Source organism: Methylobacterium sp. (assembly GCF_028290105.1).
In the GTDB taxonomy this organism is placed as follows: Bacteria; Pseudomonadota; Alphaproteobacteria; order Rhizobiales; family Beijerinckiaceae; genus Methylobacterium.
In genome coordinates, this window is record NZ_JAQGKL010000074.1 from 1 (window position 1) to 21,469 (window position 21,469).

Sequence of the window (21,469 nt, forward strand, 5' to 3'; positions counted from 1 at the left end):
GTCGCGTCGCCACGATCAAGCACGCCCACCACGCCTTCGACGTGGATCATCCGGGCAAGGATTCCTACGTGCACCGCGAGGCGGGCGCGTCCGAGGTCATCGTCTCCTCCGCGCGACGCTGGGTCCAGATCCATGAAATCGGCGATGCGCCCGAGGCGAACCTGCCCGACCTCCTGCGCCGCCTGTCTCCCTGCGACCTCGTGGTAGTGGAGGGCTTCAAGCGCGAGGCGCACGCCAAGCTGGAGGTCCACCGGGCGGCCAATGGCCGGCCACCGCTGCATCCGGACGATCCCCACATCGTCGCGGTGGCGAGCGACCGGGCGTACCCGGAGGCGGGCGTGCCCGTGGTCGATCTCGATGCGGTCGAGGCCATCGCCGACCTCGTCCTGACGCTGGCGGAGCCGATGGAGACGGCGCTGGCGCGCCTGGAGGCGCGATGGCCCAGCTGACCGACGATTGCTTCGCCTTCGGCGGCGCGCTGATGCGGATCGAGGAGGCCATCGCGCTCATCGCCGAGCGGTTGCCGGTCCTGGCGGTCACCGAATGGGTGCCCCTGGCCCATGCCGACGGGCGCATCGCGGCCGAGGCCGTGACGGCGCTTCACGACGTGCCGCCCTTCGCCAACTCGGCCGTCGACGGATACGCGGTGCGCCACGCCGCCCTCAATCCCGATGCGGAGACGACCCTACCGGTGGCCGGCCGGCTCGCCGCCGGCGCTTCGCCCGACACGGCGGCGGCCCGCGACGGCGCCATCCGGATCTTCACGGGCGCCCCGATGCCCGCCGGCGCCGACACGGTGTTCATGCAGGAGGATGTGCGGCGGGACGGCGACACGGTCACGCTGCCCGCCGGCCTGAAGCGCGGCTCGAATGCGCGCGCGGCCGGCGAGGACATCGCGCACGGTGCCTGCGCGATTCCCGCCGGGCGGCGCCTGCGGCCGCAGGACGTCGCGCTGGCCGCCGCCACCGGCCACGACCGGATCGCCGTGCGGACCCGTCTGCGCGTCGCCCTGTTCTCCACCGGCGACGAACTCGCCGAGCCGGGCCGGCCCCTGGCGCCGGGGGCGATCCACGATTCCAACCGGGTGATGCTGGCAGCACTCCTCGCGCGCTTCGGCGTCGCGGTCAGCGACCTCGGCATCCTGCGCGACGAGCCGGCGGCGCTGGCGGCGAGGCTGGCGGCGGCGGCCCGGGACCACGACCTTATCCTCACCTCGGGTGGCGTCTCCACCGGGGAGGAAGACCACGTCAAGGCGGCCGTCGAGGCGGCGGGATCGCTGATGTTCTGGCGCCTCGCCATCAAGCCTGGGCGTCCGGTGGCGATGGGCCTCGTCCAGGGTACGCCCTTCGTGGGCCTGCCGGGCAATCCGGGCGCCGTCTACGTCACCCTGCTCTTCGTGGTGCGCCCGCTCCTGGCGCGTCTTGGCGGGGCGGTCGACCCGCCGCTGATCGGCCTGCCGGTGCGGGCCGCGTTCGCTTATCGGAAGAAGGCAGGCCGCCGCGAATTCGTCCGCGTCAGCGTCACGTCCGCCCCCGACGCGGTGCTCGAGGCGTCGAAATACCCTCGTGATGGCGCCGGCGTGCTTTCCTCGCTGACCGAGAGCGACGGCCTCGTCGAATTGGCGGACGCCGTCACCACGGTGACGCCCGGCGACATCCTGACCTTCTATCCGCACGCCGCGCTCTGGTAGCCGGCGGAGGGCGACGCGTAGCCGAGACTGCCCCTGGCCGCATCGGCCACGGCCGCGAGAAGCAGGGCGAGCGGTTCCCGCACCCGTCGAGCCGTTTCCGCGCGCCCGGAATCATCGGAGTCCGACACGGCCAGGAACTCGGTTCGAACCGCGAGAAAATAGGTCTCCCAGCCCACCGAATGGAACGCGAGCCCGAAGCGCTCCGCCACGGCTGGCGTACCCATCCCCACATCGGCGGCCCCCGTGGCGATCAGGGCCGCCACGGCCTGATGCGTGAACTCTTCCATGCGCGAGCCCAGGATCGTCGCGGGTGAGATCCCGGCCTCCGCGCAGAGCCGCTCGAACCAGATCCGCGTTCCGGCGCCGCGCTGACGATTGACGAAGCGCAGGCGCAGGCGGGCGATGTCGCCCACCGACCCGACGCCCTTCGGATTGCCCGGCGGCAGCATGAAGCCCTGCTCGCGGTCGAAGAGCGGATGGATGGCAAGAGCAGGGTCGTTGGCCAGGGCGTCGAAGGGGGCCGGCGGCGCGGAACGGGCGCCGTAATGGAAGCCGGCGGCATCGGCCGCCCCGGCTCGCAACTGCGCCAGGGCGTCGAGGCTTCCCGCCACCGCGAGTTCGACGCCCGGGATCTCGGCCGCAGCCGCGAGGAGGAGCGGGTCGTGGCTCGCCGCGAGCCTCAGCCGGCCGGTTTCCGGCTCCTGCAATCGGTGCAGGGCGCCGGCGAGGCGGATTTCCTCGGCGGCGAGCACCGGGCCGAGCCGTCGATAGGTCGCCGCCAAGCTCGCGTGGAACGCCGCTCCGTAGGGCGTCAGCGCGGTTCCGTGGCCCTTCGTCTTCACCGCCACGGGACGCCCGAGCACAGCCTCGATGGCGGCGAGGCGACTCCAAGCCGAGCGATAGGAAATCCCGAGCGATCGCGCCGCCGCGAGCAGCGAGGGTGCGGTCGCGATGGCATCGAGCACCGCATAGGTCGGCCCGAGGGCCAATCCGCCCACCTCGCCGTCGATCCGTGTCGTCACTCGCATAGGAAAGGCCTTTCCTATTGATCTCGCTCGGGGAGACGTATCATCGAAGGCGCATCAGCGCAGCCCGGTGACGATGCTCCAGACGCTCCAAGAGACGGCCATGCGCCTGTCCACGCTCGACCGGGACGTGGTGGCGATCGCCTGGCTGTCCCTGCGTGTCAGCCTCAGTGCCGTGGCGATCGGTCTGGTGCTCGGCATTCCGATCGGCGCCATCCTGGCGGTGACGGCCTTTCCGGGCCGAGCGGCGCTCGTCGGCCTGCTCAACGCCTTCATGGGCCTGCCGCCGGTCATCGTCGGGCTCGTGCTCTACCTCGTGCTCTCGCGGTCCGGCCCGTTCGGTTCTCTCGGGCTCCTCTTCACCCCGATCGCGATGGTGGCGGCGCAGGCCGTGCTGGCGACGCCCCTCGTCGCCGCCCTGACGCGGCAGGTGGTGGCGGATGCCGAGGCGCATCTCGGCGAGCAGCTGCGCTCCCTCGGACTCTCGGCGCCGCGCCGGGCGCTCGCGCTGATCCACGACACCCGCTTCTCGCTGGTCACCGCCGCGCTCGCCGCCTTTGGCCGCGCGATCTCGGAGATCGGGGCGGTGCTGGTGGTCGGCGGGAACATCGACGGGCACACCCGGACCATGACCACGGCGATCTCGCTGGAGACGCAGAAAGGCGATCTCAGCCTCGCCCTCGCGCTCGGGCTCGTGCTGATCGGCATCGTCGTGGCGGTCAACGCCGTCGCGGCCCTGCTGCGGGGCCATGCGGCCCGGGCCTACGGGTGAGCGCGATGCCGAGCCTGCACTGCGAAAACCTCGGGCTTCGCCTGAACGGCACCACCATCCTGGATGGCCTCGACGCCGTGATCCCGCCCGCAGGGGTGACGGCCCTGATCGGCCCGAATGGTGCCGGCAAGAGCGCCACCCTGCGGGTCATCGACGGGCTGATCCCACCGACCAGCGGACGAATGCGGATCATCGCCGACGGGCCGGTGCGGCGGGCCTTCGTCTTCCAGCGTCCCGCCCTGGTGCGCGCCAGCGCCCTCGCCAACGTGGCGCTGGGTCTCGTGCCGCTGAAGCTGCCGCGCACCGAGCGGGAGGCGCGGTCTCATGCCGCCCTGGCGCGGGTCGGCCTCGCCCACCGGGCGCGGGACCCCGCCACACGGTTTTCCGGTGGCGAGCAGCAGCGCCTCGCGCTCGCCCGCGCCTGGGCCGTGGAACCGGACCTGCTTCTCGCCGACGAGCCCACCGCCAACCTCGATCCGGCGGCCACCGAACTGGTGGAAGGCCTGATCGCCGACATGGCTGCGCGCGGCACCAAGGTCGTGCTGGTCTCGCACAACCTCGGGCAGGTCATGCGGCTGGCCGCCGACGTGCTCGTGCTCGCGCGCGGCAAGGCCGTCGAGCACGGCCCAGCCCGCGCCATCCTGACATCCCCCCAGCGGCCCGAGACCCGGGCCTATCTCTCCGGAGAATTGCCTTGGACCTCCTTCGCCGCCGCCTCCTAGCCCGCGGCTTCGCCGCCACCCTCGGCCTCGTCGGCGCGCTCGGCTCCGCGCCGAGCCTCCGGGCGGAACCGGCCTCCATCGTGGTGGCCTCCACCACGTCCACGGAGCAATCCGGCCTGTTCAAGCACCTGCTGCCGGCCTTCGAGGCCAAATCCGGGATCGCCGTGAAGGTGGTGGCCCTCGGCACCGGACAGGCCCTCGACGCGGCCCGACGCGGGGATGCCGACGTCGTTCTGGTCCACGACCGCCCGGCGGAGGACAAGTTCCTGGCCGAGGGCTTCGCCACCCAGCGCCGGGACGTGATGTACAACGACTTCGTCCTCGTCGGCCCGAAAGCCGACCCGGCCGGCGTGAAGGGCAGCGACGTCGTCGCGGCCTTCACCGAGCTCGCTGGCGCCAAGGCGCCGTTCGTCTCGCGGGGCGACCGCTCCGGCACGCACAGCGCCGAGTTGCGGACCTGGAAGGACGCCGGGATCGACCTCGCCGCGGTCAGGGGCGACTGGTACCGCGACGTCGGCCAGGGCATGGGACCCGCCCTCAACGCCGCCTCGGCGCTGAACGCCTACATCCTGGCCGATCGTGGCACCTGGCTCGCGTTCAAGAACCGGGGCGAGCTGGCGATCCTGGTCGAGGGCGACAAGCGCCTGTTCAACCCCTACGGCGTGATGCTGGTGAACCCGGCCAAGCACCCCAGCGTGAAGGTGAAGGAAGGCCAGGCCTTCATCGATTGGCTGGTCTCGCCCGAAGGACAGGGGGCGATCGCCGGATACAGAATCGGCGGGGAGCAACTGTTTTTCCCGAGCGCCGCGCACTGACCGGCTCGTCGCCCCGCAATCTCGTGCCGGGGCGACTCTGCAAAGTGCTCACCGGCGCGGCGGGTTACCCGATTGCCGCCGCCGAGCCATGGAGTAGAGAGCCAGCGCCACCACGGCGATCACGAGGCTGAGCCAGACCCAGTTGAAGTCCGTCGCCGCCACGTTCGAGGCGGTGGAGTTCACTCCCGCCGGGCCCGTCTCCTTGATCGGCGGAGCCGGACTCGTCTGCTGAGCCAGCGCGTCGGAGAAGGTGCTCGCCCAGACCAGGGCGGTGGTCGTCAGCATCTGAATTCGGGCCATCGCGGCGCTTTCCTCGATCCACGGAGCGTGGAATTATTTCTCGGCCTGGCGCTTGGCCTCGTAGCGGAACGCCGGGGCGGCGTTGAGCTGCGCCTTGGTCATCCGGATCTCCGCATGGAGCGGATCGTTTCCGGCCAGCACCGTGGCGCGCTCGGGATTCGGCTTGTCGGCCTGCGCCGAGCCGGTCTCCTCGGTCACCCGGCCCGGATGCTTGCCCTCGACCCCGCCGAGCACGTCGCGGTTGGTGTTGGCGCCGGGCATGGTCTCGGGCCCGACCTTCGACGCGGCTTCCACGCTCGGCGCCGTCTCCGGCGTGGTCACGGAGGTCGGACCGGAGGTGAGCGAGACGTCCTTCAGGTTCCATGCGATCTGGTCGTAGGACACCGCCACCAGCTTCTCGCCGAGGCCGAGGAAGCCACCGACGCCGATCACCACGGCCTCGATGCGCCCGTCGGCGCCGATCAGCAGGTCCTCGATCGAACCCACCCGGACGTGGTCCATCCCGATCACCGGCAGGCCGATCACCTTCGAGCCTCGCAGGGAGCCCGGTGCCGGGCTCGCCAGGGCCTGGGTGGGCGCCTCGGAGGCCTGTTGCGCGAGCGCGCCGCCGAGCGTCGGCATCCCCAGGAGGGCGAGCGAGAAAAGGGCGGCTTTCGGCAGGCGGCTGGGCATCGAGAACTCCACGCAACGGGCCGCGTCGCATGGCGCGAAGGACCGATGAACAACGCCCGGGGGCCGAGCAGAGTTCAGCGCAGATCGACGCCGGTCCAAGCCCGGATTTGACTCTTTGCCCCCGGCGAGGCTGATCTCGGCGCGACCGCCATGCTGTTCACGTGCCTTTCCGACGACCTGTTCAAGCCGCTGGCCTCGCCGAGCCGGGCCTTCAACGCGGCCCTGCTGCTGCATCTCCATGCCCGGATCTTCGGCGACACCGCCGAGCCCCTGCGCAAGAGCGACGTCCTGGCGGCCATCGGCGATTTCGCGGCCGATCACGTCGGCAGCGCGATCGCGGACGACGACACGTCCCCGGCCGATCCGGCCGAGCGTCGCTCGGTCGTCTATCGGCGCCTGCTCGATGCCGGCTGGCTGGTCGAGCGGCGCGAGCGCTACGTGCCGGTGGTGGAGTTCGACCCCGAGGCGCGCATCCTCGTGGAGGAACTGGCGCGCCTGAGCCGGGGCGAGACCCGCTCCTATGGCGGCGCCGTCCTCGACGTGCTGGGGAGCCTGGAGAGCGCCATCGCCAGCCCGGCCGAGCGCTCCGAGGCCCTGGTCAATGCCGCGAAATCGGCCCGCGCTTTCCTGAGCCACCTGCGCAGCCTCGCTGGCTCCATGCGCAAGAGCGAGGAGCGCATCCTGCGCGAGGCCGATCACGGCGCGGCCTTCCGGCTCTATTTCGAGGAGTTCGTGGCGCGCCACCTCGTGAGCGACTACCGGACCCTGCACACGCGGCTCAATCCGTTCCGCTTCCGCTCGGGCATCGTGCGGGAGGCGGGCCGCGCGTTACGCGATTCGCTGACCCTGCGGGCGCTGGCCGAGGCGGGCCTGCGCGAGGGCCGGGCCCCGACGCTCGAGGCGGCCGAGCGCGCGGTCCGGGTCGATCTGGCCGAGATCCTGTCGATCTTCGAGGGGCTGGACCGGCATCTCGACGCGGTCGCCGACATCGTCGCCCGCCTGGAGCGCCGGATCGCGGCGGCGTTGCGCACCCTCGACCATCGCGATTCGGACCGGATCGAACGCACCGCCGCCGCCCTGCGCGCGGTCGCCCTGGCCGACGACGACCTGACGGGCATGCCCGACGCCGAGATCTCGCTGCTGCGCCCACCCATCGGTGAGCCGCATTGCTACGCGCCGCGCCTGCGCCGCCCGCCCATCGAGTCCGATCCGCTTCCGGAATTCGAACTCGACCCGGCCGTCGAAGCCTTCATCGCCGCCAAGGACGCCTTTCGCCTGCGCGTGGCGGTGACGCCGGAACGGATGGTGGATTTCATCGAGGCCCGGCTCGGGCGCGGGCGCGCGATCCGGGGCTCGCAGATCCCGATTCTGGATGTGGACGACTTCGTGGTCTTCCAGCGCCTGCGCGAGATCGACGTGCTGTTCGACGGCACCCTTGCGGCTCGCTACCGGCTTTCGCGCGTCGAGGGTCGTGTCGCCAATGGCTGGCTCGACTGTCCGGATTTTCTGGTGGAGCGGGCGCCCGGCGGACCACGCTGATCCAGGCTCGCGAGCGTTTCTATTTCAACCGGTACCGGGCTTCGAAGTCTTCCCGGTGATGCCGAAGACGAGGTGCTTGGCAAAGGTCTGAATTGGGCACATCCTCCGGCTTCGTCACGCACGCAGATGCGGGAAGAACGCGGGAGCGTACGCCCATGAATGCCGGCAAGTGCCTGATCAAGTCCGCCTGGATCGCCGCGGAAGTCGGACGGGAGCGCTCCGAGCGCGTCCTCGTGGTCGAGACCTACATCGCCGTGAGCCCGCTGGAGCCGAACTACGATCCGGTCCGCTACGAGGCGATCGTCGCGGAAGTCCAACGGGTTCTGGCCGCCAACCCGTCCCTCGACCGGGCCTCGATCCTCAGCATGCATCGCGACACCGCCTGCCTGTCGCTGTTCCGGGCCAAGCCCGCCGAAGCGGCCTGAGCGCCGATCTGGCGCGGGCCGGGTCCGCCGGGTAGAGAGCACCGGCTCACGGGGGGCTCACGACCCCGGCCCAGCGGGACCCGCCATGCTCGAACCCTTTCGCGCCATCGTGGACGGCGAGGACTTGCCGCCGCCCGGCGCCCGCGCGCCGTCCGAGGAGGAGCTGACCCGGGCCCTGCAGGTGCTCCTGAAGAGCCAGTGCATCTATGCGGGCACGCCCGGCATCGGCCGCTCCTACGAGCTTGCCCGGCACTACGCGCCGTTCTTCCAGGCCTATTTCGGCTGCCTCGGATACCGCTTCGAGGTGGCGCACCGCGACCAGATGGTCTGCCTGCGGGTGCCGGCGGACGGGGTCCGGCACGACGCCCAGGGCGAGCGCCTGCGCAAGGACGAGACCCTCGTGCTGCTGGCGCTGCGGCTCGCCTACGAGGAGGGCCTGCGCGCGCATCAGGTGACGACGGAGGGTGTCGTGGAATGCACCACCGACGATCTCGCCGAATCGATCCGCACCGCCACCCGCAGCGATCCGCCGGAAGAAGCGCGTCTCATCGAGATCCTGCGCCTGTTTGCGCGAAAGGGCGCCCTGCGCCTCGGTGAACGCGACAAGGTCGAGAAGATCACGCCCCTGATGGTCCTGCCCGGCATCGCCGTGCTCTCCCCGGACACCTGGATGGATCAGGTGCGTGCCTGGGGCTCCGCGCGCGCCGAGGAGGAGGTCTGATCCCCAACTGACGATAGCCGCTGCCTTGCATCCGCCGCCTGCGGCGTCCATGCGGTGGGACCGTCAGCGCCGACCCGGGACCAGACCAGAGACGCCGTGTACCGCCTCACCGACATCGTGCTGTCCAACTGGTACCTGATCCGCCGCGAGCAGATCCGGATCCGGGGTGCGGCTGCCCTGGTCGGACCGACGGGGGCCGGCAAGTCGACGATCTTCGACGCGGTCGGCACGGTCCTGGCCGGCAACAACGCCAGCCGCCTCGCGCTGAACGCCTCCGCCTCGGGGCGCAGCGCCCGCACGGTGCGCGATTACTGCCTCGGCTGGATCAGCGACCCCGCCGAGGGCGGACGCCCCACCCGGGAGGCCTGCGAGAGCCTGATCGTGCTGGTGTTCGAGAACGAGGCCACCGGCCGGGTGGTCTCGGCGGGGCTCGCCCTCGCGGCCCGCGCCGAGGAGAGCCGCGAGACCACGCTCTCGCGCTTCGTCCATGTCGGCCATCGCTTCGAGATCGCGGATTACGTGCGCGAGGCGCCGGGTGGAAGCTTCGTGGCGCCCTGGGCCGAGATCGCAAAGGACCTGCGCAGCCGAGGCACCACCTTCGACGAGTTCAAGGCATCGGGCGAGCGCTTCACCGCCGAACTCCTCGGCCTGATGCGCGAGGGCGCGGCGGTGCCCGAACCGCGCCATTTCCTGCGCACCTTCTCGAACGCGGTGGCCTTCAAGCCGATCTTCGATTCCTCCGCCTTCGTGCGGTCCTTCGTGCTCGAACCGGAGCCGCTGGATGTAGCCCGCATCCGACAGTCGGTGGAGAACTGGCGTCGCCTGCGCGAGACCATCGAGGAACTGGAGCGGCGGCTTTCCCATCTCGCCCGCATCCTCGGGCGCTACGAGACCTGGGCCCAGGCCAGCCTGTCGGCGGTGCTCGACGAATTGCGTGCCGCCGACGCGGACCTGCGCCGGCGCATCCTCGACCATGTCGGCGCGCGCCACGCCCTGACGGAGGTCGCCGAGCGCCTGCGCATCGCCCGCGAGAGCGTCGCCACCAGCCAGGGCTTCGTGCGCGAGATCGACGGCGAGATCGCGGGGAAGAAGGCGCTCGTGGCGGGCTCGGCGGCCGAGGGGCGCCTGGCGGCGTCCAATGCGGGCCTGACCATGCTGGCCCGCGACCGGCGCGATCTCGCCGCCCGCGTCGCCGACCTCGTCGGGATCGTGCTCGATGCCGGCAAGCTCGCGGTGGTCACGGGCGAGATCCGGCGGATCGCACCGGAGGCGGCCCGGCTGGTCGAGGCCTGCGCCCGTTCAGGCCTGCGCCGCGAGGCCAACCCGGAGGAGACGCTGCGCTCCGACGGCCCCCTCGCCGGGCTCCTCGCCGGCCTCGCGGCCGCGCCCGACATCGCGACGCCCCTGGAGCGCGCGGCGGAGGACGCCGCCCTGCGCGCTCGCGCCCAGGAGAACGAGGCGCAGTCCCGCGCACCTGCCCCGAGCGCGGGGCGGGGTCCGAGCGCGCCGCGCCTGTCCTCGGATGTCGTCGCCTTCCGCGATGAGCTGGCCCGCCTCGGCATCGACGCGACGCCGGTCTGCGAACTCGCCGAGATCGTGGATCCGACCTGGGGCCCGGCGCTCGAAGGCCTGCTCGGCGCCGCCCGCGAAGCCCTCGTGGTCGAGCCCGACCGCCTGAATGCCGCCTTCGCGCATCTGGAGGCCCGTAAGAGCCAGTTCTACCGCTGCATCCTGGTGAAGACCACCGACACCGCCCGCCGCCGGGGCGGACGCGACGACGACGGCCCCTTGGGCCTGATCGAGACGCGCGACCCGCACGCCCAGGCCTTCCTGGCCGCGCGCCTCGGCGGCTTCGATCTCGCTCCGAACGATGCCGCGCTCGCCCATATGAGCCGGGCCGTGGCGCCGAGCGGACGCTCGACCTCCGGCATGGCGTACTCGGTGGTCCGGCCGGTGCAGCTCATGATGACGCGCGGCCATCGCGGCCCCACCGCCGAGAGCCGCCAGGATTGGGAGCAGACGGTCGCCGAGGCGCGTCGCCTGCGCGCCGAGGCCGACGTGCTGCGCGAGGGCGCCCGCATCGCCGCGAACGTCAAGCGGCGCCTGGAGGCCACCAGCCTCGATCTGGCCGAGCTTCGGGCGGAGGCCGACGCCCTGGAGGGGCGCCGCCGCAGCCTCGCCACCGAGCGCGAGAGCGTCGAGAAGGCCGATACCGGCGTCCTCGAAACCGAACTCAAGGAACTCGCCAAGGAGCGCTCGGCCTACCTCACCGAACTCGTGCAGGTGCTGGAGCCCAAGCGCGACATGCTGCTGGGCGAGGAGGCGGGACTGAAGGCCAGGGTCGCCTCCACCCGGGAAGCCGTCCGCGCCGCCCTTCAGGCCCGGCGCAGCGCCCATGCCCGCTGGACCGGGGGCGACACGGTGCGCATCCGGCTCGTCCAGCCGGAGGGCTTCGACCCCCGCGTCGTCTCTGGCCTCCGGGCCAAGCGCGCCGAGCTCGAGGCCAAGGGGCTGGCGAACCTCGCCCAGACCGCCCGGGCCACCGCGCGGGAGGCGGCCGAGACCGCCCGCACGCAGGGGCGCGCGGCCGAGCGCGACCTCGCCGAGTACTGCGTGCAGTGGCGCATCGAGAACCCGCTGGGCACCGGCGAGGCGCCGGCCTCCTTCGGCTACGCCTGGGCAAAGCGTGCCCACGACGAGGTCGCGGGCCACGAGCTGCGGCGCTACCGCGACCAGGCCCTGCGGGCGGAAGGCGAGATGCGCCGCCTGATGATCGAGGATCTGCTCACGCGCCTCGCCGACAAGTTCGAGCGGGTGCGCGCCCGCCTCGACGCCCTCAACGAGCGCCTGTCGAGCCAGACCTTCACGGGACAGACCTATGCCTTCGAGGCCGAGGTGGACCGGCGCTACGCCGCCGTCCATGCGCTGGCCACCGAGGTCGCCCGGTCTCCTGATGCGGCCCAGGCGATCCTTCCGGGCGAGGGGGCACCGTTGGAGGGGCCACTGGCCGACGCCATCGCGGAGATCACGGCGCTGATCGGCGGAGACGAGAGCGCCGCGCGCCTCGCCGATTACCGCAACTACTTCGTCTACGAGATCGGGATGCGCGACCGGGCGGGCAACCGCACCACCATGTCGAACCGGGCGCTGCGCGGGTCCGGCGGCGAGGCGCAGGCGCCGTTCTACGTGGCCATCGCGGCCTCGCTGGCCTCGGCCTATTATCCCGGCGACCGGCCCGGCGACGAGAACCCGGGCCTCGGCCTCTGCCTCCTCGACGAAGCGTTTTCCAAGCTCGACGTGCGCAACAGCCAGGCACTGGTCGATCTCTATCAGGCCTGGGGGCTGCAGCTCCTCATCGCGGCGCCGGAAGACAAACGCACGACCCTGACGGAGGTGATGGACACCATCGTCACCGTCTACAAGAACCCCGATCTCGCCTCCGTGCGCATCGAGGCGGAGCATCCGCTGGAGGCCGCCAAGCGGGCCCTGGCGGCGATCAACCCGGAACGCCAGGGCATCGAGGGCTTTCGCCGGCCCGACGCGGCGGCCTGACCGGCCGCCGCGCACCGCGGCGCAACGCCGTGGGCGACGCGAACGTCAGTGGGCGTGCGGAATCAGTTTGCGTGTGTCGTTGACCGCGTTGGTGCGGCCCTGGTCGCCCTTGGCGTTCAGGTCGATCGCCCGCTGCAGCGCCATCTTGGCCCGCGAGACCTTGTCCTCGGAGGTATGGTCCGAGCCGGTCTCGCCCTTGGCGGCCGCCGCCGCTGCGGTCGGGCGGTTCTCCGACTGCCGCCGCACATCCTCCGGCGAGGTGGCGATGCGTCCGCTGGCCACCGAGTCCGCCTGATTCGTGCCCGTCGCCGCGCCGACGGGGCCTGAAACGCCGCCGACGGTGCCGGGTGTTCCGCCGGAATCGCGGTCCGCGCCGCCCTTCTGGGCGCGGTCGGTCTCCGGCGTGCCGACCGGCTTGGCGTTGGCGGGGCCGCCCGCCGTGCTTCCGGTCTGGGCGGCGTCGTTGGGGCCGCGCCGCTGGCCGTAATCCGGCTCGGAGATCGGCGCCCCGAGGCCTGCCTGTCCGGCGAGATCGCGCCGGAGCTTGGCGATGTCGTCCGTGCAGGGCCCGGTCTGGGCGCCGGCCAATGTGGGGGCGATGCAGACGGCGCAGGCGGGTTCTCGACCCGCGCTCGTCGTCCGGCCCGAGGGCCGTCGCCGGTCACATCGCGCCCGAGTCCTGCTCGTCCCCATCGAGCCCGTCCCGGTCGGGCACGGTGTCGGAAAACGGCACCGTCAGGAGCGAGCGGGCCTCGACGTCCTCGATCTCGAAGCTGCAGACGAACCAGTCGCGGATGGTGCTGAGCTGGGTCCGGGCGATCAGGTCCCGCGCCACGACGAGCGCGTGGTCCCGCGCGGCGGCGAGGTCGGGCAGCTCGTCCCCCTCCGGATCGATGGCGAGTTGCTTCGGGTGGGGGCCGAAGCGAACGTTGAAGTAGTAGCGCGGCATGGTCAGCCGCCCTCGACGAGGCGGACGTACTCGGCCTCCGGCATCCCGTAGGCGCCGTCGGCGAGCGCTTCGAGCTGGTCGCGCCGGAGGATGGTGACGCGGCCGCGCCGGGCCCGGATGCGTCCGGCCCCCTCCAGGCTCTGGAGCGCGAGGGTGACCCCGCCCCGCTGCACGCCGAGCATGATCGACAGGAATTCATGCGTCAGGGCGAGGTCGTCGCCCTCGCCCCGGTCGTGGCACATCAGGAGCCAGCGCGCGAGGCGCACCTCGGTGATGAAGGTGGCGTTGACGTAGGCCGTCTGGCGGACCTGCACCAGCTCGACGTGCACCGACCGCAGCAGGAGGCGGCGCAGGGCCGGGCGCTCGGCGACCGCCGCCCGCAGCGCCTCCGTGGAGATGCGATAGGCCGCCCCAGGCATCTGCACGAAGTGCTCGTGCGGGCTCTCGTCGAGGCCCAGCAGGATGGCGGAGGCGCCGACGAGCCCCTCGCGGCCGACGATGCCGACCTCGACCCGGCTCGTCCCGTTCTCGGCAACGATGGAGGCGAAGCCCGCTTCCGGAAAGTACAGGTCGGTGATCGGTGTCCGCGGCGCGATCAGGACGCATTTCGGTTCGAGCTCGATCCTTTGAAGGTGAGGCGCGAGCGCGTCGAAATCCTCGGCGGGAAGCGCCTTGAGCAATCGGCTGCGCAGGGACGACTGCTGTGGCTTCGACACGTTATGGCTCCGTTCGATGGCAGGACCGAACGTGTTCGCCCGGTCGGTGTCACGCTGCCGGCCAAGCAGACGATCATTCACACTAAGCGATGAAAGGATCGTTATCCAGTTAACCTAAGATAATGTCGGGTACCACACATAATATAAATGCTCGGAATCACACAAAGAAAACGGAAAGACTTCACAGGACCGTATTTTTGCTGTCGATAGGGTGTGTCGATCCATCACATTTTCTTACGAGAAACATGCGTTAAGGAGGCCGCCGCGATGTCCATGGAAGAATTTCCTCTGGTCCTCGTCACCGAGGTCAACGCGATCGTGGGCATCGACCTCTGCGAGGCGCTTCGGGAAGCCGGCTACCGCGTGGTCGGACCGGTGGCGACCGTGGCGGACGTCGAAGCGTACCTGGAGCGCGAGCAGCCGGATTTCGCGGTGATCGAGCCCTGGCTGAAGGACGGCAGCTGCGCCGGGACGATGGAGCGATTGCGCCAGCGCGGCGTGCCCTTCGTGGTCCACTCGGTCTCCACGCCGGACGAGCCGATCGGGCGGAACTTCGCAAACGTGCCCTGGCTCTCCAAGCCCGCCACGCCCTGGGACGTGGTGATCGCCCTCGACGGGATGGCGATGGAGACCCTGTGAGATGCCGCGCCACCTCAACACGGCCTTCGCCGCGCCCTGGGACCTCGCGCCGACGCCCGGAGGCGACGACAACCCACTGGTCCGGCGGCTCGAAGGATTCGCCCCCCTGTCGCAGGCCGACCGGACCCTGCTCCTGAGCCATTGCGCCAACGCCCGGAGCTACCCCGCCCAGACCGATCTCGCGCGGGACCGCGAAGAGCCGGACGGCATCCTCGTGGTGCTCGAAGGATTTGCCTGCTGGCACCAGTACCGGCAGACCGGGGCCCGCCAGATCACGGCCTATCTCGTGCCCGGCGACCTCTGCGAATGGGACACCGCCCTGATCGGCCGGACGGACCACGCCGTCAGCACGATCTCCCCGTGCCGTATCGCGCGGATTTCGCGGGAGGCGCTGCGCAATTCGTACGGGGCGCAGACCGGATTGGCGAAGGCCCTGCGCATGAGCAGCCTCGTGTACGAGGCGACTTTGCGCGAATGGGTGGTGAATGTCGGCTGCCGCACCGCCCTGGAGCGGATCGCACACCTGTTTTGCGAACTCCACGTCCGGCTGGACGCCGTCGGCCTCGCCTCCGGCCTCGGCTTTGACCTGCCGCTGACCCAGGGCGACCTCGCCGTGACGGTGGGCCTGTCGAACGTGCACGTGAACCGATCGCTGCAGGCCCTGCGGCGCGACCGGTTCATCGATCTCAGGGGACGGCGGCTGACGATTTTGGACTGGGCAGGCCTGTCGAACCTCGCCGAGTTCAATCCGGGCTACCTGCGCCTCGGACGTGCCGGCGAGAGATAGGGTGGAGATCGGGGCGGTCCCACCGCCCGCGTCGCAGCAAGCCCTCGCCCGTCGCCGTCAGGTCTTCGGGCCGGCTTGCGGGTCGACGGTGCCGGTCTCCATCCGATCGTCCCCGGCCTCGTCATAGGCTTCGATCCAGGCCGCGTGGTCCGGTGAGCCCTCGGCATAGGGGCAGCTTTCGCGCTGCTTGCCGTAGAGCCGTGCGTTGCGGCCCTTGATGAAGGGGCTGTCGCTCGCCGTGGCGCCTTCGCTCATGTCGATCTCCCTGTCATGCCGGTTTTTTGCTGTGACGAATTTTTTCAAGATGCCGGCGGGCTTAAGCGGATGGTCATCCGCGAACCGGTCGTCACCCTGGCAAACATCGGTCTGGGCCGCCCGGTTCAGCGCGACGCGCGCGGCACAAGCCCGCGTCTTGCGCCGGAACCAAACGGGTGACCGTGGATTGCGCTAGGACGGCCGGGTCGCCCTGTGCATGCGGGCGGCTCTAGGTGAGGTGCCGGCACGAGGTGTGCAGCGGCGTGGATGAGATCATTGTGCCGGCCACCCCGCCGGCGGCCTGGGGAGCCGACGTCGCGTGCCGAGCCGTGGATCAAGTCAGGCCTTCGATACCTCCACCACGACCCTTCCGACGCTGCGTCGCGGGTCTCAGCTTCATGAGACCGAGCGGCGCCTGAATGCCGTCCTCAACAACGCCTCGGTGGCGATCTTCCTGATGGATGACCGCCAGCATTGCGTTTACATGAACCGGTCCGCGGAACTGCTCACGGGCTTCAGCCTGTCGGAAGTGCTCGAACGCGATTGCCCGCTGCACGACATCGTCCATCACACCTATCCGGACGGCCGACCCTTCCCCCTGGCCGAATGTGCCATCGACCGGGCCTTCCCCGAGAACAACCAGGAGCGGGGCGAAGAGGTCTTCGTCCACAAGGACGGGCACTTCTATCCGGTCGGGTTCACCGCGAGCCCGATCCGGGACGACGCGGCCAAGATCATCGGCACCATCATCGAGGTCCGGGACATCACGGAGGAGAAGGCCGCGGCCGAGCGCCAGCGCCTCCTCACCAACGAGTTGAATCACCGGGTGAAGAACACCCTGGCGACCGTGCAGTCGATCGCCGCCCAGACCTTCCGGGGCAAGTCCGACCAGGCCGCACGCCAGATGTTCGACGCCCGCATGGTCGCCCTGTCCAACACCCACAACGTGCTCACCTCCCAGAACTGGGAGAGCGCCAGCCTGCGCAGCGTCGTCGAGGGCGCCCTGGCGCCGCACGCCCTGGCGGAGGTCGACACCGCCCGCTTCGACCTCGTCGGCCCCGACACCCGCCTGCACCCCAAGGTGGCGGTGACGCTCGCCATGGCCCTGCACGAACTCATGACGAACGCCGCGAAGTACGGCGCGCTCTCGGTCCCCGACGGACGCGTCAGCGTGCATTGGTTCCTGATCCGAATCGAGGAGGGCGAGCGTCTCGACCTGACCTGGACCGAAAGCGGCGGTCCGGCCGTCGAAGAGCCGAGCCGGAGGGGCTTCGGATCGCGGCTGATCGAGCGGCAATTGCCGATGGAGTTCGATGGGTCGGCCGTACTCACCTTCCCGCCGAGCGGCGTCGTCTGCCGCCTCGAAATCCCGCTGACGACGCTGGGCTGGCACGGCCAGGCCGTCGTCCAGGGCTGGGGCACCTGATGGTGGATCTCGAGGGACGCCGCGTCCTCCTGGTGGAGGACGAGAGCCTTGTCGCCATGCTGGGCGAGGACATGCTCCTCGAACTCGGCTGCGAGGTCGAGGTCGCCATGCGCCTCGACAAGGCCCTGGCGCTGTCGCGCACCATCGACATCGATCTGGCGATCCTCGACGTGAATCTCGGGGAGACCTGCAGCTATCCCATCGCCGACCTGCTGTTCGAGCGCTGCATCCCCTTCATCTTCGCCACCGGCTACGGCACCGCCGGGATCGAGCCTGCGTACAGCGCCGTCCCGGTGATGCAGAAGCCCTATCAGATCGGCCAGATGGCCACGATGCTGCGCCACCTCCTCACCTGCGAGACCCTGACGCGCGGGTCGGACGACGGGGGCAAGCCGGTTGCCTGCACCTGCGCCGTCGGCCGGGGCAAGATCGAGCCGATGCCGTTCCGCGCCGACTGACCAGCCCGCTCTGCGGCCTTCGGTCCGGCACCGGCCGCGCTTGCCGCCGGACCTTTCCGGCCGATGTTGCGTTCGCCTGTCACGGTGACGGGTTCTTCGAACGCCAGAGCGCATGCAGATTCATCTCGACGCCCTCGGAGGGGTCGCCGGCGACATGTTCGCCGCAGCCCTCCTCGACGCCTTCCCCGAACACGAAGCGGGCGTGCTCGCCAGCATCCGCGCGGCCCTGCCCGAGGTGGCCTGCGAGTGCATCCGACACAACGACGGCATCCTGACCGGGCGCCGCTTCGTCGTCGGCCAGGATCGGCCGGCGGATTCTGGCGGGCACGACCACCATCACGCTGACGGTCATTCCCACCACGCAACGAACACGCACGCGCATCGGCACTGGTCCGGAATCCGCGCGGATCTCGAGCGCGCCGCCCTCGCGGATGCGGTGCGGGGACATGCCATCGGCATCTTCACGCAACTGGCGCGGGCCGAGGCCCGCGTTCATGGCATCGATGTGGAGGCCGTGGCCTTCCACGAGGTCGGCGCCTGGGACTCGATCGCCGACATCGTGGCGGCCGCCCACCTCATCGCGGCCCTCGACGCCTCGGCCTGGAGCGTCTCGGCCCTGCCGCTCGGGTCGGGCCGGGTGCGGACGCAGCACGGCCCATTGCCCGTGCCGGCACCCGCCACCAGCCTGCTCCTCGAAGGCTTCGCCACCCTGGACGACGGCATCCCGGGCGAGCGCGTGACGCCGACGGGCGCCGCCATCCTTCGTCACCTGCGCGAGGTCGCGCCTCCGGGCGCGGCGTCACTCCGCATCCTGCGCGCCTCCGGAATCGGTTTCGGCACGAAGGTGCTGCCCGGGATAAGCAATTGCCTGCGCGTGCTCGTCTATTCGGAGGAGGGCGCGACCGTGCCGAAATCCGCAGAGCACCGCGAACTCGGCGTGATCGAGTTCGAGGTGGACGATCAATCCGCCGAGGAACTGGCGATGGGCCTCGACCGCCTGCGCGCGCATCCCGACATCTTCGACGTCGTGCAGATGCCGGTCTTCGGCAAGAAGGGCCGAATGATGACCCATGTCCGGGCCCTGGCGGGGGCCAGCGCCATCGACGGCGCGATTGCGGCCTGCTTCACCGAGACCACCACGATCGGCCTGCGGCACCGGATCGTGTCCGGCGCGGCCCTGCCGCGCACCGCCCGCACCGTCACGGTCGCGGGCCGGGAGGTCCGGGTCAAGGTCGTGGCCCGCCCGGGCGGCGCCACGGCCAAGGCGGAGGCCGACGACGCCTTGACGACGGAGAGCCACGCCGAACGCGCGGCCCTTCGCCGGACGGCGGAGGCGCTCGCCTTGTCGGATCACACGGGCCGGAGAGCGGACGCGTGAGCGCAACGATGCAGGACGCACTGGCCGGGGTCCTCGCCGGGATCGGCCCGCTGGCGGTCGCGGTGAGCGGGGGCGTCGACAGCCTGACGCTCGCGGCCCTGGCGCGCCGGGTGCTGGGCGAGAACGCCCTGATGGTCCACGCGGTCTCGCCCGCCGTCCCGGCGGAAGCGACGCTGCGCGTGCGGGCCGAAGCGGCCCGCGCAGGGTGGTCGCTGCGCGTAGTCGAGGCGGGCGAATTCGCCGATCCGAACTACCGGTCCAATCCGGTCAACCGCTGCTTCTTCTGCAAGACCAACCTCTACGGCACGATCCGGCGCGTCACCGACCGGCCCATGGTCTCGGGCGCCAACCTCGACGACCTCGGCGAATATCGCCCCGGCCTCGACGCCGCCCGCGAGCACGGGGTTCGTCACCCCTACATCGAGGCGGGCCTCGACAAGACCGCCGTGCGGGCGCTCGCCCGCGACCTCGGCCTGGGTCCGGTGGCGGACCTGCCGGCGGCGCCTTGCCTGTCGAGCCGGGTCGAGACGGGCATCCGCATCGAGCCCGAGACGCTGGCCTTCATCCACACGGTCGAGGGAATGGTGGCGACGGTTCTCGGCGCCTCGGAAGGACGCAAGCGCGCGGTGCGCTGCCGCGTGCGTGCCGCCGGCATCGTGGTGGAGCTCGATCCCGAAAGCCTCGCGGCCCTCGATGGCCTGTGTCGGGACGATCTCGCCGCGCGAATCCTGGCCGGGGCGCCCACGGGACTGCCAGAGGCGGCCGTGCGGTTTACCGCCTATCGCACCGGCAGCGCGTTCCTGACGGGGGTGTCCGCATGAGCGCGAGCGACGAGTTCGTCCTCGATTTCGCCCGGCCCGAGCGGATCGGCCTGGAGGAGGCGATCTACGCGGCCGGCAAATCGCCTGTGCAGATCGACGCGATCCTGGATGCCGCGGCCACGCGGGGCGCCTCTCTGCTGCTGACGCGCCTCGATGCGGACAAGCACGCGGCGCTGGCCCGGCGCCACCAGGCGGAGACCGATTATTGCGCGGTCTCGCGCACGGCGATCTTCGGGCCGCGCCGGCCCATGCACGGCCCGGCCCGGATCGGCATCGTGGCGGCGGGCACCTCGGACGTGCCGGTGGCGCGGGAGGCCGAGCGCACGCTCGCCTACCAGGGCCATGCCGCGACGCTGTTCGCGGATGTCGGCGTGGCCGGGTTGTGGCGCCTGACCCGCCGCCTGGAGGAAATCCGCGCCCACCCGATCCTCATCGTGGCGGCGGGCATGGACGCCGCCCTGCCCAGCGTCGTCGGCGGCCTCGTGGCCAGCGCCCTGATCGCGGTGCCGACCTCCGTGGGCTACGGCGTCGCCGAGGGGGGCCGCACGGCGCTCGACGCCATCCTGGCGAGTTGCGCGCCCGGCATCACCGTCGTCAACATCGACAACGGTTACGGCGCCGCCTGCGCGGCGATGCGCTGGCTCCACGCCGCGCGCGCGTTGGATTCCCTGGACCACCCCGCGACGGAGCAAGCCTGAGATGCGTGCCCCTCCCCGAACCGACCGCCATCCGCACGGAGACCGACCATGGAACGCCGCAGCTTCCTACAGGGTGCCGCCCTCGGCGCCGGCCTCGCCGCCACCAGCGGCGCGGGTGCGGCCGTGACCGCCCCCGGACTGCCGAACACCCGGCCGACGGACCCGGCCGACCTGCCCTTGCTCACCGATCCCGGCGAGCGCCGGGGCGAGATGCTCTATCGGCCCTTCGGCCGGCACGCCGAGAAGATCTCGGCGATCGGAATGGGCGGGTTTCATCTCGGCAAGAAGGCGCTCTCGGACGACGAGGCGACGCGCCTGATCCATGCCGGCGTCGATCGCGGCATCACCTTCATGGACAATTGCTGGGACTACAACGGTGGCCGCTCGGAGCTGCGCATGGGTGCAGCCCTCGCGCAGGGCGGCTACCGCGACAAGGTCTTCCTGATGTCCAAGATGGATGGGCGCACCAAGGAGGAGGCGACCCGCCAGATCGACGAATCCTTGAAGCGCCTGCGCACCGACCGCATCGACCTCGTGCAGCACCACGAGATCCTGCGCTACGACGATCCGGACCGGGTCTTCGCCGAGGGCGGCGCCATGGAAGCCTTCGTGGAGGCCCGGGCTGCCGGCAAGCTGCGCTACATCGGCTTTACCGGCCACAAGGACCCGCGCATCCACCTGCAGATGCTCGAAGTCGCCGCCGAGCGCGGCTTCCACTTCGATTCCGTGCAGATGCCATTGAACGTCATGGACGCGCATTTCCGCTCGTTCGGCCACCTCGTGCTGCCCTACCTCGTGCAGCACGGCATCGCGGCGCTCGGCATGAAGACCTTCGGCGACGGCGTCATCCTGAAGAGCGACGCGCCGATCAAGCCGCTCGAATACCTGCACTTCTCGCTCAACCTGCCGACCACCGTGGTGATCACCGGCATCGAGAGCCAGCGCGACCTCGACCAAGCCCTCGAGGCGGTGAAGACGTATCGGCCGATGGACAAGGCCACGGTCGCCGAGCTGTTGGAGCGCAGCAAGCCCTACGCGCTGCAGGGCAAGTACGAGCTGTTCAAGACCAGCGCGACCTTCGACGGCACGGCCAAGAACGCGGCCTGGCT

General features: G+C 70.8%; 24 protein-coding genes. 17 read left to right on the plus strand and 7 right to left on the minus strand.

The genetic code is table 11. The features are described 5' to 3' along the window. Window positions 1-449 (plus strand): molybdopterin-guanine dinucleotide biosynthesis protein B (gene mobB / locus JWQ05_RS05665; protein WP_299655827.1); only part of this gene is annotated, 449 nt, incomplete at its 5' end. After that, window positions 437-1,690, plus strand: coding sequence for a gephyrin-like molybdotransferase Glp (gene glp, locus JWQ05_RS05670; RefSeq protein ID WP_299655830.1), 1,254 nt, complete (start codon window positions 437-439; stop codon window positions 1,688-1,690). The genes mobB and glp, both read left to right, overlap by 13 nt. Here the strand turns inward: glp and JWQ05_RS05675 are convergent. Further along, a complete protein-coding gene (locus JWQ05_RS05675) occupies window positions 1,666-2,718 on the minus strand; it encodes a substrate-binding domain-containing protein (protein WP_299655832.1) in 1,053 nt (350 codons plus the stop codon). The two genes, glp and JWQ05_RS05675, sit on opposite strands and share 25 nt — an antisense overlap. 73 nt (window positions 2,719-2,791) lie before the next feature. On the opposite strand from JWQ05_RS05675, the gene JWQ05_RS05680 reads away from it, so the two are divergent. The 3 genes from JWQ05_RS05680 to JWQ05_RS05690 are packed head-to-tail and all read left to right on the plus strand — an operon-like array spanning window position 2,792 to window position 5,024. Then, window positions 2,792-3,487: an ABC transporter permease gene (locus JWQ05_RS05680; protein WP_299655834.1), complete on the plus strand. Its 696-nt coding sequence runs from the start codon at window positions 2,792-2,794 to the stop codon at window positions 3,485-3,487. Then, window positions 3,484-4,209: an ATP-binding cassette domain-containing protein gene (locus JWQ05_RS05685; RefSeq protein ID WP_299655836.1), complete on the plus strand. Its 726-nt coding sequence runs from the start codon at window positions 3,484-3,486 to the stop codon at window positions 4,207-4,209. The genes JWQ05_RS05680 and JWQ05_RS05685 overlap by 4 nt, the downstream gene beginning before the upstream one ends. Next, window positions 4,182-5,024 carry an extracellular solute-binding protein gene (locus JWQ05_RS05690; protein ID WP_299655838.1) on the plus strand — a complete coding sequence of 281 codons (843 nt, stop codon included), beginning with the start codon at window positions 4,182-4,184 and terminating at the stop codon, window positions 5,022-5,024. The genes JWQ05_RS05685 and JWQ05_RS05690 overlap by 28 nt, the downstream gene beginning before the upstream one ends. Before the next feature lie 48 nt (window positions 5,025-5,072). Here the strand turns inward: JWQ05_RS05690 and JWQ05_RS05695 are convergent, their stop codons facing one another. Both JWQ05_RS05695 and JWQ05_RS05700 read right to left on the minus strand, forming a co-directional pair. After that, window positions 5,073-5,324: a hypothetical protein gene (locus JWQ05_RS05695; protein ID WP_299655841.1), complete on the minus strand. Its 252-nt coding sequence runs from the start codon at window positions 5,322-5,324 to the stop codon at window positions 5,073-5,075. A gap of 33 nt (window positions 5,325-5,357) precedes the next feature. Beyond that, window positions 5,358-5,996 (minus strand): PRC-barrel domain-containing protein, encoded by a 639-nt coding sequence (locus tag JWQ05_RS05700; protein WP_299655844.1) that lies wholly within the window; start codon window positions 5,994-5,996, stop codon window positions 5,358-5,360. Between the two features lie 150 nt (window positions 5,997-6,146). Between JWQ05_RS05700 and JWQ05_RS05705 the strand changes: the two genes are divergently transcribed. The 4 genes from JWQ05_RS05705 (at window position 6,147) to JWQ05_RS05720 (ending at window position 12,233) form a co-directional block, all read left to right on the plus strand. Next, window positions 6,147-7,535 (plus strand): Wadjet anti-phage system protein JetA family protein, encoded by a 1,389-nt coding sequence (locus JWQ05_RS05705; protein WP_299655847.1) that lies wholly within the window; start codon window positions 6,147-6,149, stop codon window positions 7,533-7,535. A gap of 155 nt (window positions 7,536-7,690) precedes the next feature. Further along, window positions 7,691-7,960 carry a hypothetical protein gene (locus JWQ05_RS05710; protein WP_299655850.1) on the plus strand — a complete coding sequence of 90 codons (270 nt, stop codon included), beginning with the start codon at window positions 7,691-7,693 and terminating at the stop codon, window positions 7,958-7,960. Between the two features lie 85 nt (window positions 7,961-8,045). Then, on the plus strand, window positions 8,046-8,681 hold the full coding sequence (locus JWQ05_RS05715) for a DUF4194 domain-containing protein (RefSeq protein ID WP_299655853.1): 636 nt from the start codon (window positions 8,046-8,048) through the stop codon (window positions 8,679-8,681). 96 nt (window positions 8,682-8,777) lie between these two features. Next, the gene (locus JWQ05_RS05720) at window positions 8,778-12,233 is read left to right on the plus strand and encodes an SbcC/MukB-like Walker B domain-containing protein (RefSeq protein ID WP_299655855.1); all 3,456 of its coding nucleotides are present in this window, start codon (window positions 8,778-8,780) and stop codon (window positions 12,231-12,233) included. A gap of 45 nt (window positions 12,234-12,278) precedes the next feature. Here JWQ05_RS05720 and JWQ05_RS05725 read toward each other — a convergent pair whose 3' ends face one another. The 3 genes from JWQ05_RS05725 to JWQ05_RS05735 all read right to left on the minus strand — a co-directional run bounded on the left by JWQ05_RS05725 (window position 12,279) and on the right by JWQ05_RS05735 (window position 13,898). Beyond that, window positions 12,279-12,821: a hypothetical protein gene (locus JWQ05_RS05725; protein WP_299655858.1), complete on the minus strand. Its 543-nt coding sequence runs from the start codon at window positions 12,819-12,821 to the stop codon at window positions 12,279-12,281. 73 nt (window positions 12,822-12,894) lie between these two features. Then, the gene (locus JWQ05_RS05730; RefSeq protein WP_299655861.1) at window positions 12,895-13,182 is read right to left on the minus strand and encodes a hypothetical protein; all 288 of its coding nucleotides are present in this window, start codon (window positions 13,180-13,182) and stop codon (window positions 12,895-12,897) included. 2 nt (window positions 13,183-13,184) lie between these two features. After that, complete coding sequence (locus JWQ05_RS05735) at window positions 13,185-13,898, minus strand: Crp/Fnr family transcriptional regulator (protein ID WP_299655864.1); 714 nt, start codon at window positions 13,896-13,898, stop codon at window positions 13,185-13,187. 273 nt (window positions 13,899-14,171) lie between these two features. On the opposite strand from JWQ05_RS05735, the gene JWQ05_RS05740 reads away from it, so the two are divergent. Both JWQ05_RS05740 and JWQ05_RS05745 read left to right on the plus strand, forming a co-directional pair. Continuing rightward, a complete protein-coding gene (locus JWQ05_RS05740; RefSeq protein ID WP_299655867.1) occupies window positions 14,172-14,537 on the plus strand; it encodes a hypothetical protein in 366 nt (121 codons plus the stop codon). Window position 14,538: 1 nt separating this feature from the next. After that, window positions 14,539-15,324, plus strand: a complete 786-nt coding sequence (locus JWQ05_RS05745; protein ID WP_299655870.1) for a Crp/Fnr family transcriptional regulator — start codon at window positions 14,539-14,541, stop codon at window positions 15,322-15,324. A gap of 57 nt (window positions 15,325-15,381) precedes the next feature. Here the strand turns inward: JWQ05_RS05745 and JWQ05_RS05750 are convergent, their stop codons facing one another. Beyond that, window positions 15,382-15,579, minus strand: a complete 198-nt coding sequence (locus JWQ05_RS05750) for a hypothetical protein (protein WP_299655873.1) — start codon at window positions 15,577-15,579, stop codon at window positions 15,382-15,384. Between the two features lie 319 nt (window positions 15,580-15,898). On the opposite strand from JWQ05_RS05750, the gene JWQ05_RS05755 reads away from it, so the two are divergent. The 6 genes from JWQ05_RS05755 to JWQ05_RS05780 all read left to right on the plus strand — a co-directional run. Beyond that, entirely contained in the window at window positions 15,899-17,005 is a 1,107-nt protein-coding gene (locus JWQ05_RS05755; RefSeq protein WP_299655875.1) for an HWE histidine kinase domain-containing protein, read from the plus strand. Next, entirely contained in the window at window positions 17,005-17,463 is a 459-nt protein-coding gene (locus JWQ05_RS05760) for a response regulator (RefSeq protein ID WP_299655878.1), read from the plus strand. The genes JWQ05_RS05755 and JWQ05_RS05760 overlap by 1 nt, the downstream gene beginning before the upstream one ends. 112 nt (window positions 17,464-17,575) lie before the next feature. Further along, complete coding sequence (locus JWQ05_RS05765; protein WP_299655881.1) at window positions 17,576-18,841, plus strand: LarC family nickel insertion protein; 1,266 nt, start codon at window positions 17,576-17,578, stop codon at window positions 18,839-18,841. Window positions 18,842-18,849: 8 nt separating this feature from the next. Beyond that, window positions 18,850-19,662, plus strand: a complete 813-nt coding sequence (locus tag JWQ05_RS05770; protein WP_299655889.1) for an adenine nucleotide alpha hydrolase — start codon at window positions 18,850-18,852, stop codon at window positions 19,660-19,662. Next, the gene (gene larB, locus JWQ05_RS05775) at window positions 19,659-20,360 is read left to right on the plus strand and encodes a nickel pincer cofactor biosynthesis protein LarB (RefSeq protein ID WP_299655884.1); all 702 of its coding nucleotides are present in this window, start codon (window positions 19,659-19,661) and stop codon (window positions 20,358-20,360) included. Before JWQ05_RS05770 ends, larB begins: the two co-directional genes overlap by 4 nt. A gap of 48 nt (window positions 20,361-20,408) precedes the next feature. Then, window positions 20,409-21,469, plus strand: a 1,061-nt coding sequence (locus JWQ05_RS05780) for an aldo/keto reductase (RefSeq protein WP_299655887.1), incomplete at its 3' end; no start/stop codon positions are given.

Bases quoted from the DNA above. Each gene is read 5' to 3' on its own strand.
- glp (WP_299655830.1), top strand. From the start codon at position 437: ATGGCCCAGCTGACCGACGATTGCTTCGCCTTCGGCGGCGCGCTGATG.
- JWQ05_RS05675 (WP_299655832.1), bottom strand. From the start codon at position 2,718: ATGCGAGTGACGACACGGATCGACGGCGAGGTGGGCGGATTGGCCCTC.
- JWQ05_RS05680 (WP_299655834.1), top strand. From the start codon at position 2,792: ATGCTCCAGACGCTCCAAGAGACGGCCATGCGCCTGTCCACGCTCGAC.
- JWQ05_RS05695 (WP_299655841.1), bottom strand. From the start codon at position 5,324: ATGGCCCGAATTCAGATGCTGACGACCACCGCCCTGGTCTGGGCGAGC.
- JWQ05_RS05700 (WP_299655844.1), bottom strand. From the start codon at position 5,996: ATGCCCAGCCGCCTGCCGAAAGCCGCCCTTTTCTCGCTCGCCCTCCTG.
- JWQ05_RS05705 (WP_299655847.1), top strand. From the start codon at position 6,147: ATGCTGTTCACGTGCCTTTCCGACGACCTGTTCAAGCCGCTGGCCTCG.
- JWQ05_RS05710 (WP_299655850.1), top strand. From the start codon at position 7,691: ATGAATGCCGGCAAGTGCCTGATCAAGTCCGCCTGGATCGCCGCGGAA.
- JWQ05_RS05715 (WP_299655853.1), top strand. From the start codon at position 8,046: ATGCTCGAACCCTTTCGCGCCATCGTGGACGGCGAGGACTTGCCGCCG.
- JWQ05_RS05730 (WP_299655861.1), bottom strand. From the start codon at position 13,182: ATGCCGCGCTACTACTTCAACGTTCGCTTCGGCCCCCACCCGAAGCAA.
- JWQ05_RS05740 (WP_299655867.1), top strand. From the start codon at position 14,172: ATGGAAGAATTTCCTCTGGTCCTCGTCACCGAGGTCAACGCGATCGTG.
- JWQ05_RS05745 (WP_299655870.1), top strand. From the start codon at position 14,539: ATGCCGCGCCACCTCAACACGGCCTTCGCCGCGCCCTGGGACCTCGCG.
- JWQ05_RS05750 (WP_299655873.1), bottom strand. From the start codon at position 15,579: ATGAGCGAAGGCGCCACGGCGAGCGACAGCCCCTTCATCAAGGGCCGC.
- JWQ05_RS05760 (WP_299655878.1), top strand. From the start codon at position 17,005: ATGGTGGATCTCGAGGGACGCCGCGTCCTCCTGGTGGAGGACGAGAGC.
- JWQ05_RS05765 (WP_299655881.1), top strand. From the start codon at position 17,576: ATGCAGATTCATCTCGACGCCCTCGGAGGGGTCGCCGGCGACATGTTC.
- JWQ05_RS05770 (WP_299655889.1), top strand. From the start codon at position 18,850: ATGCAGGACGCACTGGCCGGGGTCCTCGCCGGGATCGGCCCGCTGGCG.
- larB (WP_299655884.1), top strand. From the start codon at position 19,659: ATGAGCGCGAGCGACGAGTTCGTCCTCGATTTCGCCCGGCCCGAGCGG.